Origin of the sequence: Rhizobium freirei PRF 81 (assembly GCF_000359745.1) — a bacterium.
Classification (GTDB): domain Bacteria; phylum Pseudomonadota; class Alphaproteobacteria; order Rhizobiales; family Rhizobiaceae; genus Rhizobium; species Rhizobium freirei.
The window spans coordinates 450346-464597 of the sequence record NZ_AQHN01000055.1 but is presented as its reverse complement, the minus strand read 5'-3'; the positions used below and the strand labels follow the sequence as shown (position 1 = coordinate 464597).

The following is a 14252-nucleotide window of genomic DNA, read 5'->3' as shown; positions in this document are numbered from 1 at the left end:
TGGCGTGGAGCTTATGGCGCGCAGCCTTGCAGCTATATGTTCATAGCAGCGAGAGATTCTTGCTCTCCTCAAGGATCATGTCGTGCAGCAGTCTGGCGCTCGGCGGCATGGCACGTTCGCGCGCGGTGATGAGGCTGTAGGGCCTGACGTCGATATCGAAATCGATCGGCAGGATGCTGGACTCGCCGGCCTGCGAGGACTGTCCGCAGATGAATTGCGCCATGTCGAGCGCAATCGGCGCGATCGCGTCCGTCTTGCAAACCACGGCGAGCGTCAGCAGCAGGGACGAGGTGTTGACGACATTTTCCGGCAGGGGCACGCCGGCCGCAAGAAAGATGTCCTCCACCTTCCGTCTCAGCAATGTGCCGGGAGGCTGGAAGACCCAGTCGTAGCCGGCCAGATCCTGAAGGCTGGCGACGCCCTTTTCGAGCAGCGGATGCCCGTTACGCACGACGAGGCAGGCTTTTTCCACGCCGATCTCATGTGCGTGGAACAGGCGCGGATCGAGGTCATCGGGAATGCGGCTGATAATGAAGTCGTGGCGTGCGGCCAGAAGCTCGCGAGCCAGGACGTTGCTGTTCTCCACCTCGATATTGATCTCGATGCCGGGATAGCTGCGCGTGACCCGCTGGATGGCCGGCACGACGAGGCTGATTGCCGGGGCGGTTACGGCCCCCAGGAAGACCGAGCCGCCCCTGCCGGTCCGCAGGGCGCCGAGTTCCCGACCTGCCTCTCTGAGCTCAAGCAGGATCTTGCGCGCCCGCTTGGCCAAAGCGAGGCCGAAAGGGGTCAGCACCACGCCGCGGGCGACACGCTCGTAAAGCGGGCTTTTGACGATGGACTCCATTTCGGAAAGCATGCGTGAAGCCGCAGGTTGTGACATGTTCATGGACTCAGCGGCCGCCGAAATCTGGCCGTGATCCTCGATCGTGACGATCATGCGCAAGTGATTGAGTTTCAAACCGGCTTTTAGCAGCGTGTCGTCGCGAAAATTGTCGGAATGAATCTCGATGCCTTCGCTGAAATAATCGTTATATATTTTCTCCATGACGGCAAAATTTCCCATTCGTCGGCAAAAAAGTACTATTTTTTCGCATTATATCAAAGATGGTATGTGTTTTGCCAGTTATTCTATTTGACAGTTATACGAAATCGTACGAGTTTGCCGGTCGTGCGCTGGTTGCAGCTCATAAACCGTGAGAGCGTGGAGGAGACCTACTTCGTTTCTCACAATTGGAAGTAAACCATTCCTTCTACGGAACCTGCCGCAGTTTCGGGCGGGCGTTTTTCGTCCGCCAATATTATCAACAAGGGAGAGAGTAATGAAATCCATTATCTCATTGATGGCCGGCGCTGCGTTCGGCGTCGCTACGCTGGTGGTACCTGCCTTCGCGGCGGACAAGGGCACGGTAGGCATCGCAATGCCGACCAAGGCTTCGGCTCGCTGGATCGACGACGGTAACAACATCGTGAAGCAGCTCCAGGCTGCCGGTTACGGCACCGACCTGCAGTATGGCGACGACGACATTCCGAACCAGCTTTCGCAGATCGAAAACATGGTCACGAAGGGCGACAAGGTTCTCGTCATCGCTTCGATCGACGGCACCACGCTGTCCGACGTTCTGCAGAAGGCTCACGACGCCGGCATCAAGGTCATCGCTTACGACCGTCTGATCCGCAACAGCGGCAACGTCGACTACTATGCAACGTTCGACAACTTCAAGGTCGGCGTGCTGCAGGCTGGTTCGATCGTCGACGCGCTCGGCCTCAAGGACGGCAAGGGCCCGTTCAATATCGAACTGTTCGGCGGCTCTCCGGACGACAACAACGCCTTCTTCTTCTATGACGGCGCCATGTCGGTCCTGAAGCCCTACATCGACAGCGGCAAGCTGGTCGTAAAGTCCGGCCAGATGGGCATGGACAAGGTCGGTACGCTGCGTTGGGATCCGGCTACGGCCCAGGCCCGTATGGATAACCTCCTGTCGGCCTACTACACCGACACGCACGTCGACGCCGTTCTGTCTCCGTATGACGGCTTGTCGATCGGCATCCTTTCCTCGCTCAAGGGCGTCGGCTACGGCACCGGCGGCGTGAAGCTGCCGATCGTTACCGGTCAGGACTCCGAAATTCCGTCGGTCAAGTCCATCATCGCTGGCGAACAGCATTCGACGATCTTCAAGGACACCCGTGACCTCGCCAAGGTCACCGTCGGCATGGTCAACGCTCTGATGGAAGGCAAGACGCCTGAAGTCAACGACACCAAGACCTACGACAACGGCGTCAAGGTTGTTCCGTCCTACCTGCTGACCCCGGTCGCAGTTGACAAGACCAACTACGCGAAGATCCTCGTCGAGGGCGGTTACTACAAGGCTGACCAGCTGAAGTAATCTTCCAACATAGTGGTCGGGGTTCGCTTTAACGCGAGCCCCGGCTTTGATATTTAAGACGATCGCGCGGTCTGCTATGTTCGGTCGCGGCGTTGGATTTGGACTATGGACGATACCATTCTCGAAATGCAGAACATCACTAAGTCGTTCCCCGGTGTGAACGCCTTGGAAAATGTCAATCTGAAGGTTCGTCAGGGCGAGATACATGCCTTGGTCGGCGAAAACGGGGCCGGAAAATCGACCCTGATGAAAGTGCTCTCAGGCGTCTATCCCGCCGGCACTTATGAAGGCGACATCCACTATGATGGCGCGGTCCGCCAGTTCAGGACGATCAGGGACTCCGAAGATATCGGCATCATCATCATCCATCAGGAGCTGGCACTCGTTCCGCTCCTGTCGATCGCCGAGAATATTTTCCTGGGCAATGAGGTCGTTGCCAATGGCATGATCAACTGGCAGGAAACCTTTACCCGTACCAAGCAGCTTCTTTCCAAGGTGGGTCTCAAGGAATCTCCGAATACGCTGGTGACCGACATCGGCGTCGGCAAGCAGCAGCTCGTCGAGATTGCCAAGGCCCTGTCGAAGAGCGTCAAGCTGCTCATTCTCGACGAGCCGACGGCTTCGCTCAACGAAAGCGATTCCGATGCGCTTCTCAACCTCCTCATGGAATTCCGCAATCAGGGCATCACGTCGATCATCATCACGCACAAGCTCAACGAAGTGCGCAAGGTGGCCGACCAGATCACCGTGCTGCGCGACGGCATGACCGTGAAGACGCTGAACTGTCATGAGGAAGAGATCAGCGAAGACATCATCATTCGCAACATGGTCGGCCGCGAGCTCGCCGACCGCTATCCGCCGCGCTCGGTTCCGATCGGCGAGACGATCTTCGAAGTGAAGAAGTGGAACGCCTTCCACCAGCAGCATCGCGATCGTCAGGTTCTGCACGATATCAACGTCAATGTCCGCAAGGGCGAAGTCGTCGGCATCGCGGGCCTGATGGGCGCCGGCCGCACCGAATTCGCCATGAGCGTCTTCGGCAAGTCCTACGGCCACAAGGTCAGCGGCGAGGTCTTCGTCGATGGCAAGCTGGTCGATACCAGCACGGTGCGTAGGGCGATCGATGCCGGTCTTGCCTATGTGACGGAGGACCGCAAGCAGCTCGGTCTCGTGCTGTCGAACAGCATCCTGCACAATACGACGCTCGCCAACCTGATGGGCGTTTCCAAGGCGACCGTTATCGACGACGTGCGGGAGCTGCAGGTGGCGACGAATTATCGCGCCAAGCTGCGCATCCGCTCGGCCGGCGTCTTCCAGGAGGCGGGCAACCTGTCCGGCGGCAACCAGCAGAAGGTGGTGCTGTCGAAGTGGCTGTTCTCCGATCCCGACGTCCTGATCCTCGATGAACCAACCCGAGGCATCGACGTCGGCGCCAAATACGAAATCTATTCCATCATCAACCAGCTTGCCGCCGACGGAAAGGGCGTTCTGATGATTTCATCGGAAATGCCCGAGCTTCTCGGCACTTGCGACCGCATCTACGTGATGAACGAAGGTCGCATCGTCGCCGAACTGCCAAAGGCAGAGGCGAGCCAGGAGAGCATCATGCGCGCTATTATGCGCTCAGGGGAGAAGCAACAATGAGTTCGGCCAACCCAGCCACGGAAAGCAGCCACGTCGTTTCGATCGGCGATCATATCCGCAACAATATTCGTGAATACGGCATGTTGATCGCGCTCGTCGTCATCATGCTTCTGTTCCAGTATCTCACGAACGGCGTTCTGTTCAGACCGCAGAACCTGACCAACATCGTGTTGCAGAATTCGTTCATCGTCATCATGGCGCTCGGCATGCTGCTTGTCATTGTTGCCGGCCATATCGACCTGTCCGTCGGCTCGGTCGTCGGCTTCGTCGGCGCGGTTGCGGGCGTGCTGGTCGTGCAGATGCACATGAATCTTGCGGCCGCGACGGTCATTTGTCTCCTGATGGGAGCCGCGGTTGGCGCCTGGCATGGATATTTCATCGCATATCACCGCATCCCGTCCTTCATCGTCACGCTGTCGGGCATGCTGGTTTTCCGCGGCCTGACCTATACGATCATCAACACGACTGGCAACGGCAGCAGCATCGGTCCGTTCCCGCCTGCGTTCCAGGTCGTCGCGACCGGCTTCATTCCCGATTTCGTCGACATGGGCGGCGTTCGTTCGACGTCGATCTTCCTGACCATCGCGATCCCGATCGTCATGTTCCTGCTGTCGTGGCGCCGCCGTACCGTCAACGAGAAGCATGGCATCGATGTCGAGCCTTTCAGCTTCTTCCTCGGTCAGAATCTGGTTGTTGCCGCTGCGACCATCTTCATCGGCTATCAGATCTCCTCCTACCGAGGACTGCCGAACGTTCTGATCCTGATGCTGGCGCTGATTGCGCTCTATAGTTTCGCCACGCAGCGCACCACGATCGGTCGCCGCATCTACGCCATGGGCGGCAACGAAAAGGCGACGAAGCTCTCGGGCATCGATACCCGCCGCCTGACGTTCTACACTTTCATCAACATGGGCATCCTTGCCAGCATCGCCGGCATCATCATCGCCACGCGCCTGAATTCGGCAACGGCCAAGGGCGGCGACGGTCTCGAGCTTGACGTGATCGCGGCCTGCTTCATCGGCGGCGCTTCGGCTTCCGGCGGCGTCGGCAAGGTAACGGGTGCTGTTATCGGCGCCTTGATCATGGGCGTGCTGAACCAGGGCATGTCGATCCTCGGATACCAGACGGACTCCCAGAAGATGATCAAGGGTGCGGTGCTGCTCGCCGCCGTGTTCATCGACGTCTACAACAAGAACAAGGGTTGATCGCTCAAGCGATCAACCGAGGCCTTTAAAACCAAATCCATGACAGAGTCCGGCTCTCGCTGAGAGCCGGAACGGTAAACTGCATCCGATCTCTGTCTATTCGGAAAGGATGAAAGACATGCTCATCTCGCAGATCAAGGGTTCGAACGGCGAGATCGTCGTTGCGGTGCGCAACGGACCAGGCGAAACCGCCAAGGCCGTCGTCAATGGCGGCAGCGTCTACAAGCTCGCGATGGAAGCCGCCGATAGCGGCAAGTCGCTTGCATCGGTCATCGAGGCCCATGGTCTCGGCGAGGCCATCGATCTCGAAAAAGCCTATGCCGAAGGCCGTTTCCTTCCGCCGATCACGCATCCGGACGCCGCGCACCTGCATCTGACCGGCACTGGTCTTACGCATCTCGGCTCGGCTGCAACGCGCGATTCCATGCACAAGAAGACGACGGAAGCTGCAGAAGAGACGCTGACCGACTCCATGAAGATGTTCAAGATGGGCATCGAGGGCGGCAAGCCGAAGGCCGGCGAAAAGGGCGTGCAGCCTGAGTGGTTCTACAAGGGTAATGGCCATGGCGCCGCAGCCCCGGGTGCCGCACTGGTGTCGCCTTCCTTCGCGCTCGACGGCGGCGAGGAGCCGGAAATGGCGGGCATCTATGTCATCGCCAAGGATGGCACGCCGTTCCGTATCGGCTTTGCACTGTCGAACGAATTCTCCGATCACGTCACCGAGCGGATCAACTATCTCTATCTCGCCCATTCCAAGCTGCGTCCGGCAAGTTTTGGTCCGGAAATCCGTATCGGCGCAGCACCTGAGGATATCCGCGGCACGTCCCGCATCAAGCGCGGCGACAAGGTGATCTTCGAAAAGCCTTTCCTTTCCGGGGAAGCGAATATGTCGCACACCTTCGCCAACCTCGAATATCATCACTTCAAGTACGGCCTCTTCCGCACTCCCGGCGATGTGCATGTGCACATGTTCGGCACGGCGACGCTTTCCTTTGCCGAGGGCATCAAGCCGGAAGCCGGTGACGTCTTTGAAATCGAAGTTGCCGATTTCGGCCTGCCGCTGCGCAATCCGCTGGCAGTTGCGGCCGAAGAGACTGTGGCTGTTCGCCAGCTGTAATTGGTCGAGCCCGGCTGTTAGGCTCGGCAGGGCATCTTCAATACGAACCAGGAAGGCATGACGCCATGACCATTCATCAGAACTTGATCGCCGGCGAGTGGACCGGAACGGCCGGTGCCGAAAATATCAACCCTTCGGATACGAACGAGGTCGTCGGCCTCTATGCGAGCGCGAACGTGCAGGATGTCACCGACGCGATCGCTGCCGCGAAGGCTGCCTTTCCGGCCTGGTCGCGTTCCGGCATTCTGGAGCGCCATACGATCCTGAAGAAGACGGGTGAGGAAATCCTGGCGCGCAAGGAGGAGCTCGGCGCGCTGCTCGCCCGCGAAGAGGGCAAGACGTTGCCCGAGGCGATCGGCGAAACCATCCGCGCCGCGCAGATCTTCGAATTCTTCGCCGGCGAGGCGCTACGCCTGGCAGGCGAGGTGCTTCCCTCCGTGCGCCCGAATATCGGCGTCGAGATCACCCGCGAACCGCTCGGCGTCATCGGCATCATCACCCCGTGGAACTTCCCGATCGCCATTCCGGCCTGGAAGATCGCGCCGGCGCTCTGCTACGGCAACACCATCGTCTTCAAGCCGGCCGATCTCGTGCCCGGCTGCTCGTGGGCGATCGTCGATATCCTCAACCGTGCCGGCCTGCCGAAGGGGGTCATGAACCTCGTCATGGGCAAGGGTTCGGTCGTCGGCCAGGCGATGCTCGACAGTCCGGTTCTTTCGGGCATCACCTTCACGGGCTCGGTCGGCACCGGCAAGCGCGTGGCGCTGTCCTCCGTCGAGCACGGCCGCAAGTACCAGCTCGAAATGGGCGGCAAGAACCCGATGGTCGTACTTGACGATGCCGACCTGACGGTTGCCGTCGATGCGGCTGCCAATTCCGCCTTCTTCTCGACCGGCCAGCGCTGCACGGCCTCGTCGCGCCTCATCGTCACCGAAGGCATCCACGACCGGTTCGTGGCGGCGCTGACGGAGAAGCTGAAGACGCTCAACGTCGACAATGCCCTGAAGTCCGGCACGCATATCGGCCCGGTCGTCGATGCCAAGCAGCTGAAGACGGATACGGACTATATCGAGATCGGTAAGCAGGAAGGCGCAAAGCTTGCTTTTGGCGGCGAGCTCGTCAACCGCGACACGCCCGGCTTCTACCTGCAGCCGACGCTGTTCACGGAAGCGACGAATCAGATGCGCATCAGCCGCGAAGAGATCTTCGGACCGGTTGCCTCGGTCATCCGCGTCAAGGATTACGACGAAGCCTTGGCTGTCGCCAACGATACGCCGTTCGGCCTGTCCTCCGGCATTGCCACGACCAGCCTGAAGCACGCGACGCATTTCAAGCGCAATGCGGAAGCGGGCATGGTGATGGTCAACCTGCCGACGGCTGGTGTCGATTTCCATGTGCCGTTCGGCGGGCGCAAGGGTTCGTCCTTCGGTCCGCGCGAGCAGGGCAAATATGCCGCCGAGTTCTTCACCACCGTCAAGACCGCCTACACGCTGGCCTGACCATCGGATTCAAAGCCCGGGCGCGAACGAGGCGGCTCGGGCGACACAAAAGGTACCGAGACTATGAAAAAGAAAGCTGAATGGCCGCGCAAGCTGCGCTCCTACGACTGGTTCGGCGGCACCGGCAAGAATGCGATCATGCATCGCTCCTGGATGAAGAACCAGGGCCTGCCGGCCGACACGTTTGACGGCCGCCCGATCATCGGCATCTGTAATACCTGGTCGGAGCTGACGCCCTGCAACGCGCATCTGCGCGATCTTGCAGAGCGTGTGAAGCGCGGCGTCTACGAGGCGGGCGGTTTCCCCGTCGAATTCCCGGTCTTCTCGGTCGGCGAAAGCACGCTGCGCCCGACGGCGATGATGTTCCGCAACCTGGCGGCCATGGATGTGGAAGAAGCGATCCGCGGCAATCCGGTCGATGGCGTCGTGCTGCTCGGCGGCTGCGACAAGACCACGCCGAGCCTGCTGATGGGCGCTGCCTCGGTCGATATCCCCGTCATCCTCGTGTCCGGCGGACCGATGCTGAACGGCAAGTGGCGCGGCAAGGATGTCGGTTCCGGCACGGCGATCTGGCAGTTCTCGGAAATGGTGAAGTCCGGCGAGATGTCGCTGGATGAATTCATGGATGCGGAGCAGGGCATGGCCCGCTCGGCCGGCAGCTGCATGACCATGGGGACTGCCTCGACCATGGCGTCTATGGCAGAAGCGCTCGGTATGACCTTGCCCGGCAATGCCGCCATCCCGGCTGTAGATGCGCGCCGTCGCGTCATCTCGCAACTGTCAGGCCGCCGCATCGTCGACATGGTCAAGGAAGACCTGAAGCCTTCCGATATCTTGACCAAGGAAGCGTTCGAGAATGCGATCCGCGTCAACGGCGCCGTCGGCGGCTCGACCAATGCCGTGTTGCATCTGCTGGCGCTTGCCGGCCGCATCGGCGTCGACCTGTCGCTTGACGATTGGGATCGCCTGGGCCGCGAAGTGCCGACGATCGTCAACCTGCAGCCATCGGGCAAGCACCTGATGGAAGAGTTCTACTATGCCGGCGGCCTGCCCGTCGTCATCAAGGCAGTCGGCGAGATGGGCCTACTGCATAAGGATGCGATCACCGTCACCGGCGACACGATCTGGGCCGGCGTCAAGGATGTCGTCAACTACAATGACGACGTCATCGTTCCGAAAGAAAAGGCACTGACGCAGTCGGGCGGCATTGCGGTTCTGCGCGGCAATCTTGCGCCGAAGGGGGCCGTCCTGAAGCCGTCTGCCGCTTCGCCGCACCTGATGCAGCACAAGGGCCGCGCCGTGGTCTTCGAAAGCATCGAGGATTACCACGCTCGCATCAACCGCGACGATCTCGACATCGACGAGAACTGCATCATGGTTCTCAAGTATTGCGGCCCGAAGGGTTATCCAGGCATGGCCGAAGTCGGCAATATGGGCCTGCCGCCCAAGGTGCTGAAGAAGGGCATCACCGACATGATCCGCATTTCCGATGCGCGCATGTCCGGCACCGCCTACGGCACCGTCATCCTGCATACGGCTCCGGAAGCCGCCGATGGCGGGCCGCTGGCGCTCGTCCAGAACGGCGACATCATCGCCGTCGATGTTCCGGCCCGCACGATCCAGCTCGAGATCTCCGACGACGAAATGGCCAAGCGCCGCGCCGCCTGGGTTTCTCCGGTCAAGCCGCTCAACGGCGGCTACGGCGGCCTCTATGTGAAATCGGTCATGCAGGCCGATACCGGCGCCGACCTCGACTTCCTCGTCGGCCCGCGCGGTTCGGAAGTCCCGAACAATCGCGACAGCCACTAAGATTGGTGTTTTTGAATTGAAAGGGGCGGGGCGAAAGCTCCGCCCTTTTCATATGAGCTGTTAGCTCTGACTTTGGCTTTGGCTCTGTCCCTGGCTTGCCACCGACACCTTCACGGTAAGGGTTTCACCCGGTGTGCCGATCCGCATCCCTGAGACCGGAGCTGCGTCGCGATAGCAAAGGCCCGTTGCGAGGCGGACATAGCGGGCGTCGGGACAGACGTCGTTTGCCGGGTCGAAGCCGACCCAGCCAAGGCCGGGAATATGCGCTTCGGCCCAGGCATGTGTGGCAGCCTGCTCGTTCTTGCCGTCCATCATGAGATAGCCGGAGACGTAGCGTGCCGGGATTTGCAATGCGCGGGCGCCGGCGATGAAGATATGGGCGTGGTCCTGACAGACGCCGCTCTTCCTTTCAAGCGCTTGCTCGGCGGTGGTTTCGGTGTCGCTCGTGCCGGGTTTGTATTCCACGGTCTTGTGGATCGCCGCCATCAGCGCATGCATCCTGGTGAGCTCGCTGTCGCCGGAGATGCCGCGCAACAGATCCTTGGTCAGCTTGCCGGCCTTCGTGCGCGGCGTTTCGCGCAAGTAGAGCCAAAGCGGGGCAAAGCCGAGATGCGATCCCACAACGCCATTGAGATCCTGCGTCTCGACTTCGCCCGATGCGATGATCCTCGTCGCGTCCTGCTGGCCGTCGAGCGAGACCAGCGTGATGCGATTGCCAAACTGATCGTCATATTCGACCTCGGGCTTGGCGCCTTCGACCGTGAGCTTCCAGTCGACAACCGTCTGCCCGATCCCGGTCAGCGGTGTCAGGCGTAGGCGCTGAAGCGAGAACTGTGCCGGCTCGTCGTAGCGATATTCTGTGATGTGGCTGATCGTCAGTTTCATGATATCGCCCGCCTATTCGTAAAACCGATAGCCGTCGGAAATTTCCGCACCCAGCTTGTTGCTGCGGGCGACGAAATCCTCAAGGAACTCATGCAGACCCTGATCCATGATGCGCTTGATCGTCAGCTTTTGCAGCGATTGGCGAATGGCTTCCGCCGTATCGTGCGCCGGCAGCCTTTTTTCATATTCGGCGCTGAGATAGCCGATATTGCTGACGATCTTCTCGTAGCAATAGGCGAGCGAACGCGGCATCTGGCCGTTCAGGATGAGAAAATCGGCAATGTTGGCCGGCTTGTATTCCGGATCATAGGCCCATTTATAGGCCCGGTGTGCCGACACCGAACGCAGGATCGACTCCCATTGTGCATTGTCGAGCGATGAGCCGACATGCGAGACTGAGGGCAGCAGGACGTAGTATTTCACGTCGAGGATGCGGGCCGTATTGTCGGCGCGCTCGATGAAGGTGCCGATGCGGGCGAAGTTATAGAGCTCGTTGCGCAGCATCGAGCCGTGGAAGGCGCCGCGGATCAGTCCCGCGCGTTGCTTGATCACATCGATCGTCTCCGGCAGCTCGGCCGTCTTCAACCTCTTGCCGAGCAGGGATTTGAGCTCGATCCAGCATTCGTTGGTCGCTTCCCAGGTGTCGCGGGTCAGCGCCGTGCGCACCATGCGGGCGTTGTTGCGGCCATATTCGATGCAGGACATGACGCTCGATGGATTGGACCGATCGCGCATCAGATAGTCGATGGCGTCGGCGCCAGTCATCTTGTCGTGCACTTCGCCATAGGCTTCGCGCACGCCGGCGCTTTGCAGGACGCCGTCCCAATCGTCATCGGCGGCGTCGCTGCGGGTCAGCGACATGCGCTGTCCGGCATCGACCAGGCGGGCTATATTTTCGGCGCGCTCGATGTAACGGAACATCCAGTAGAGGCCATTCGCGGTTCTTCCCAGCATGTCCGATCAGTCCTCCAGAACCCAGGTATCTTTGGTGCCGCCGCCCTGGCTGGAGTTGACCACCAGCGAGCCTTCCTTCAGCGCCACGCGGGTCAGCCCCCCAGGGATTATCCGCACCTTGTCGGAGACGAGGACATAGGGCCGCAGATCGACATGCCGCGGTGCAATGCCCTTGTTGACGAGGATCGGCACCGTCGACAGCGAAAGGGTCGGCTGCGCGATATAATTGTTCGGCTTGCTCTTGAGCTTCTCGGCAAAGACCGCCCGCTCCTTCTTCGTGGCCGTCGGTCCGACGAGCATACCGTAGCCGCCGGAGCCATGGACCTCCTTGACGACGAGATCGGCCAGGTTTTCGAGCACGTATTTCAAGCTGTCGGGCTCAGAACAGCGCCATGTCGGCACGTTTTCGAGGATCGGCTTGCGGCCGGTGTAGAATTCGACGATTTCAGGCATGTAGGAATAGATCGCCTTGTCGTCGGAAATGCCGGTGCCGGGCGCATTGGCGATGGTGATATTGCCGGCGCGATAGACATCCATGATGCCGGGAATGCCAAGCGCGGAATCCGGGCGGAAGGTGAGGGGGTCGAGGAAGTCGTCGTCGACGCGGCGGTAGAGCACGTCGATCGCCTCATAGCCGCGCGTCGTACGCATCTTCACCTTGCCGTCGATGACGCGCAGATCAGAGCCTTCCACCAGCTCCACGCCCATCATGTCGGCGAGGAAGGAGTGTTCGTAATAGGCAGAGTTGTAGATGCCGGGTGTCAGGACTGCGACACGCGGCTTGCCGTTACAGCCGGGAGGGGCGAGCGACGCCAGGCTCTGGCGCAGCAGGAGCGGATAATCCTCGACGCGCTGCACCTTGTTCTGATGAAACAGCTCGGGGAACATCTGCATCATCGTTTCGCGGTTTTCCAGCATGTAGCTGACACCTGAAGGTGTGCGGGCATTGTCCTCGAGCACGTAGAACTGATCCTCGCCGGTGCGGACGATATCGGTGCCGACGATGTGGGTGTAGACGCCGCCCGGGGGGCGGAAGCCGATCATCTCGGGCAGGAACGCGTCGTTTCTCTCGATCAGCTCGCGCGGGATGCGGCCGGCGCGGATGATTTCCTGCTTATGGTAGATGTCGTGGAGGAAGGCGTTAAGAGCGATAACCCGCTGTTCGATGCCCTGTGCGAGCTTTCGCCATTCACGGCCGGAAATGATGCGGGGGATGATGTCGAAGGGGATGAGCTTTTCGGAGGAGTCTGCGTGTCCGTAGACCGCGAAGGTAATTCCCGTTTTTCGGAAGATGTTTTCCGCATCTCGGGATTTGGCAATCAGGTGGCCTCTATCCTGACCGGAGTACCACTCGAAGTATTTCTCATAAGGTGCGCGCGGACTTTCATCCGCAGTCATCATTTCATCAAATGCCAAAGGCGCGATCCCCGTGTTTTTACCCATTTGAATACAATGATTTTTACAATGCAAGAAGTATGCGCAGTTGCCGGTACGAATTTCGAAAGGTCGAAAAATGCCGGATTTACAGGCATTTAAGAATAGAGCAGCTGCTGCTGGCCGGATCCTGCGGCATTACGCGGATCAAAATTTGAGCATTTGCCCGCTTTGCGGACCGAACGCCTAGGTGGCAACATTGGTTTCTTCAGCTGCGAATTGCGGTCCGCCGACGGTTAAGAAAAGTTGATCGCTGTTTTCAGCAGATGGATTTTGACCGCGCCAGCGGCATCGGCTATCAGCCTGCGACCCCTCCGTGCAGCATTCTGCGTTCGCCTTCGATTTGACCTCCGACGCGCCAAAGACATATCGGTCCGATTTTCATGTCCCTTGATAGACTTGCCCCGGCGATCTTCGTCCTTCTCTGGTCCACCGGCTGGATCGTCGCCAAGTATGCTTCGCTGCATTCGGGGCCGTTCACCTTTCTGATGATCCGCTACAGCCTCTCGGCGCTTGCGTTCGTGCTGGTCTGTTCGGCAACCGGCGCCCGTTGGCCGCGCGATTGGTCGAGCGTCTATCGCGCCGTCTATTCCGGCATCTTCCTGCATGGCATTTACCTGGCGGGTCTCTGGTGGGCGATCGCCGAGGGTGTGCCGGCCGGCATTTCCGGGATCATCGCGGCCTTGCAGCCCCTGATGACGGCCATGGCGGCGCCGTTCATCGTCGGCGAGCGCATCCAGCCGATCCAGCGACTTGGGCTACTGCTCGGCTTTCTCGGCATCGCCATTGCGATATCGCCGAAGCTGCTGGCGTCGGGCACGGCCGATCTCTGGCAGTCCGCGATCCCGCTCGTCGTCAACCTTCTGGCGATGGTATCGGTGACTTATGGAACCCTCTACCAGAAGCGTTATCTTCAGACCGGCGATCTGCGCACCATCGCGACATTGCAATATGTCGGCGCATTGATCGTCACCGTGCCGCTGGCCTTCGTCTTCGAAGGGTTGCGCTTCGACGGCACGCAGACGGCGATCTTGTCGCTTCTCTGGTCAGTGTTCGGACTGTCGATGGGGGCTGTCGGCCTTTTGCTCTATCTCATCCGCCGGGGGCAGGTCTCACGAGCGGCATCGCTGATCTACCTGATGCCGCCCGCCGTCGCCATCGAAGCGGCGATCGCCTTTGGCGAACCACTGACGCTGCCGATCATCATCGGCACGGCCATCGTGGTGCTGGGCGTTTATCTGACGAACCGGCGCACGGCGGATGTGGTGCCGGAATAGAATGGAATGACAGAATAAGGAAAGGGGGCCAATCGGCCCCC

Annotated in this window: 11 protein-coding genes; 7 read left to right on the top strand and 4 right to left on the bottom strand. The window is 60.0% G+C overall.

What is annotated here, in order from left to right:
* Positions 1-40: 40 nt before the first annotated feature.
* Entirely contained in the window at positions 41-1048 is a 1008-nt protein-coding gene (locus RHSP_RS11865) for a LysR family transcriptional regulator (RefSeq protein WP_037151418.1), read from the bottom strand.
* 274 nt (positions 1049-1322) lie between these two features.
* Here RHSP_RS11865 and chvE point away from each other — a divergent pair, with 274 nt between their 5' ends.
* The 6 genes from chvE to araD all read left to right on the top strand — a co-directional run bounded on the left by chvE (position 1323) and on the right by araD (position 9661).
* On the top strand, positions 1323-2387 hold the full coding sequence (chvE, locus tag RHSP_RS11860) for a multiple monosaccharide ABC transporter substrate-binding protein (RefSeq protein WP_004116868.1): 1065 nt from the start codon (positions 1323-1325) through the stop codon (positions 2385-2387).
* A gap of 105 nt (positions 2388-2492) precedes the next feature.
* Positions 2493-4031 (top strand): multiple monosaccharide ABC transporter ATP-binding protein, encoded by a 1539-nt coding sequence (gene mmsA / locus RHSP_RS11855; RefSeq protein WP_037151330.1) that lies wholly within the window; start codon positions 2493-2495, stop codon positions 4029-4031.
* Positions 4028-5236: a multiple monosaccharide ABC transporter permease gene (mmsB, locus tag RHSP_RS11850; RefSeq protein ID WP_004116864.1), complete on the top strand. Its 1209-nt coding sequence runs from the start codon at positions 4028-4030 to the stop codon at positions 5234-5236. The genes mmsA and mmsB overlap by 4 nt, the downstream gene beginning before the upstream one ends.
* A 118-nt stretch (positions 5237-5354) precedes the next feature.
* On the top strand, positions 5355-6353 hold the full coding sequence (gene araD1, locus RHSP_RS11845) for an AraD1 family protein (RefSeq protein WP_004116861.1): 999 nt from the start codon (positions 5355-5357) through the stop codon (positions 6351-6353).
* Between the two features lie 65 nt (positions 6354-6418).
* Positions 6419-7852, top strand: a complete 1434-nt coding sequence (locus tag RHSP_RS11840; RefSeq protein ID WP_004116859.1) for an aldehyde dehydrogenase family protein — start codon at positions 6419-6421, stop codon at positions 7850-7852.
* A gap of 63 nt (positions 7853-7915) precedes the next feature.
* Complete coding sequence (gene araD, locus RHSP_RS11835; protein WP_004116857.1) at positions 7916-9661, top strand: L-arabinonate dehydratase; 1746 nt, start codon at positions 7916-7918, stop codon at positions 9659-9661.
* Between the two features lie 60 nt (positions 9662-9721).
* On the opposite strand, the gene RHSP_RS11830 is transcribed toward araD, so the two are convergent.
* The 3 genes from RHSP_RS11830 to RHSP_RS11820 are packed head-to-tail and all read right to left on the bottom strand — an operon-like array spanning position 9722 to position 12916.
* Positions 9722-10546 carry a transglutaminase family protein gene (locus RHSP_RS11830; RefSeq protein WP_004116855.1) on the bottom strand — a complete coding sequence of 275 codons (825 nt, stop codon included), beginning with the start codon at positions 10544-10546 and terminating at the stop codon, positions 9722-9724.
* Positions 10547-10558: 12 nt separating this feature from the next.
* Positions 10559-11500, bottom strand: coding sequence for an alpha-E domain-containing protein (locus RHSP_RS11825; protein WP_004116852.1), 942 nt, complete (start codon positions 11498-11500; stop codon positions 10559-10561).
* A 6-nt stretch (positions 11501-11506) separates the two neighbouring features.
* On the bottom strand, positions 11507-12916 hold the full coding sequence (locus RHSP_RS11820; RefSeq protein ID WP_037151327.1) for a circularly permuted type 2 ATP-grasp protein: 1410 nt from the start codon (positions 12914-12916) through the stop codon (positions 11507-11509).
* A gap of 401 nt (positions 12917-13317) precedes the next feature.
* On the opposite strand from RHSP_RS11820, the gene RHSP_RS11815 reads away from it, so the two are divergent.
* Positions 13318-14211, top strand: a complete 894-nt coding sequence (locus RHSP_RS11815; protein ID WP_037151324.1) for a DMT family transporter — start codon at positions 13318-13320, stop codon at positions 14209-14211.
* Positions 14212-14252: the final 41 nt, after the last annotated feature.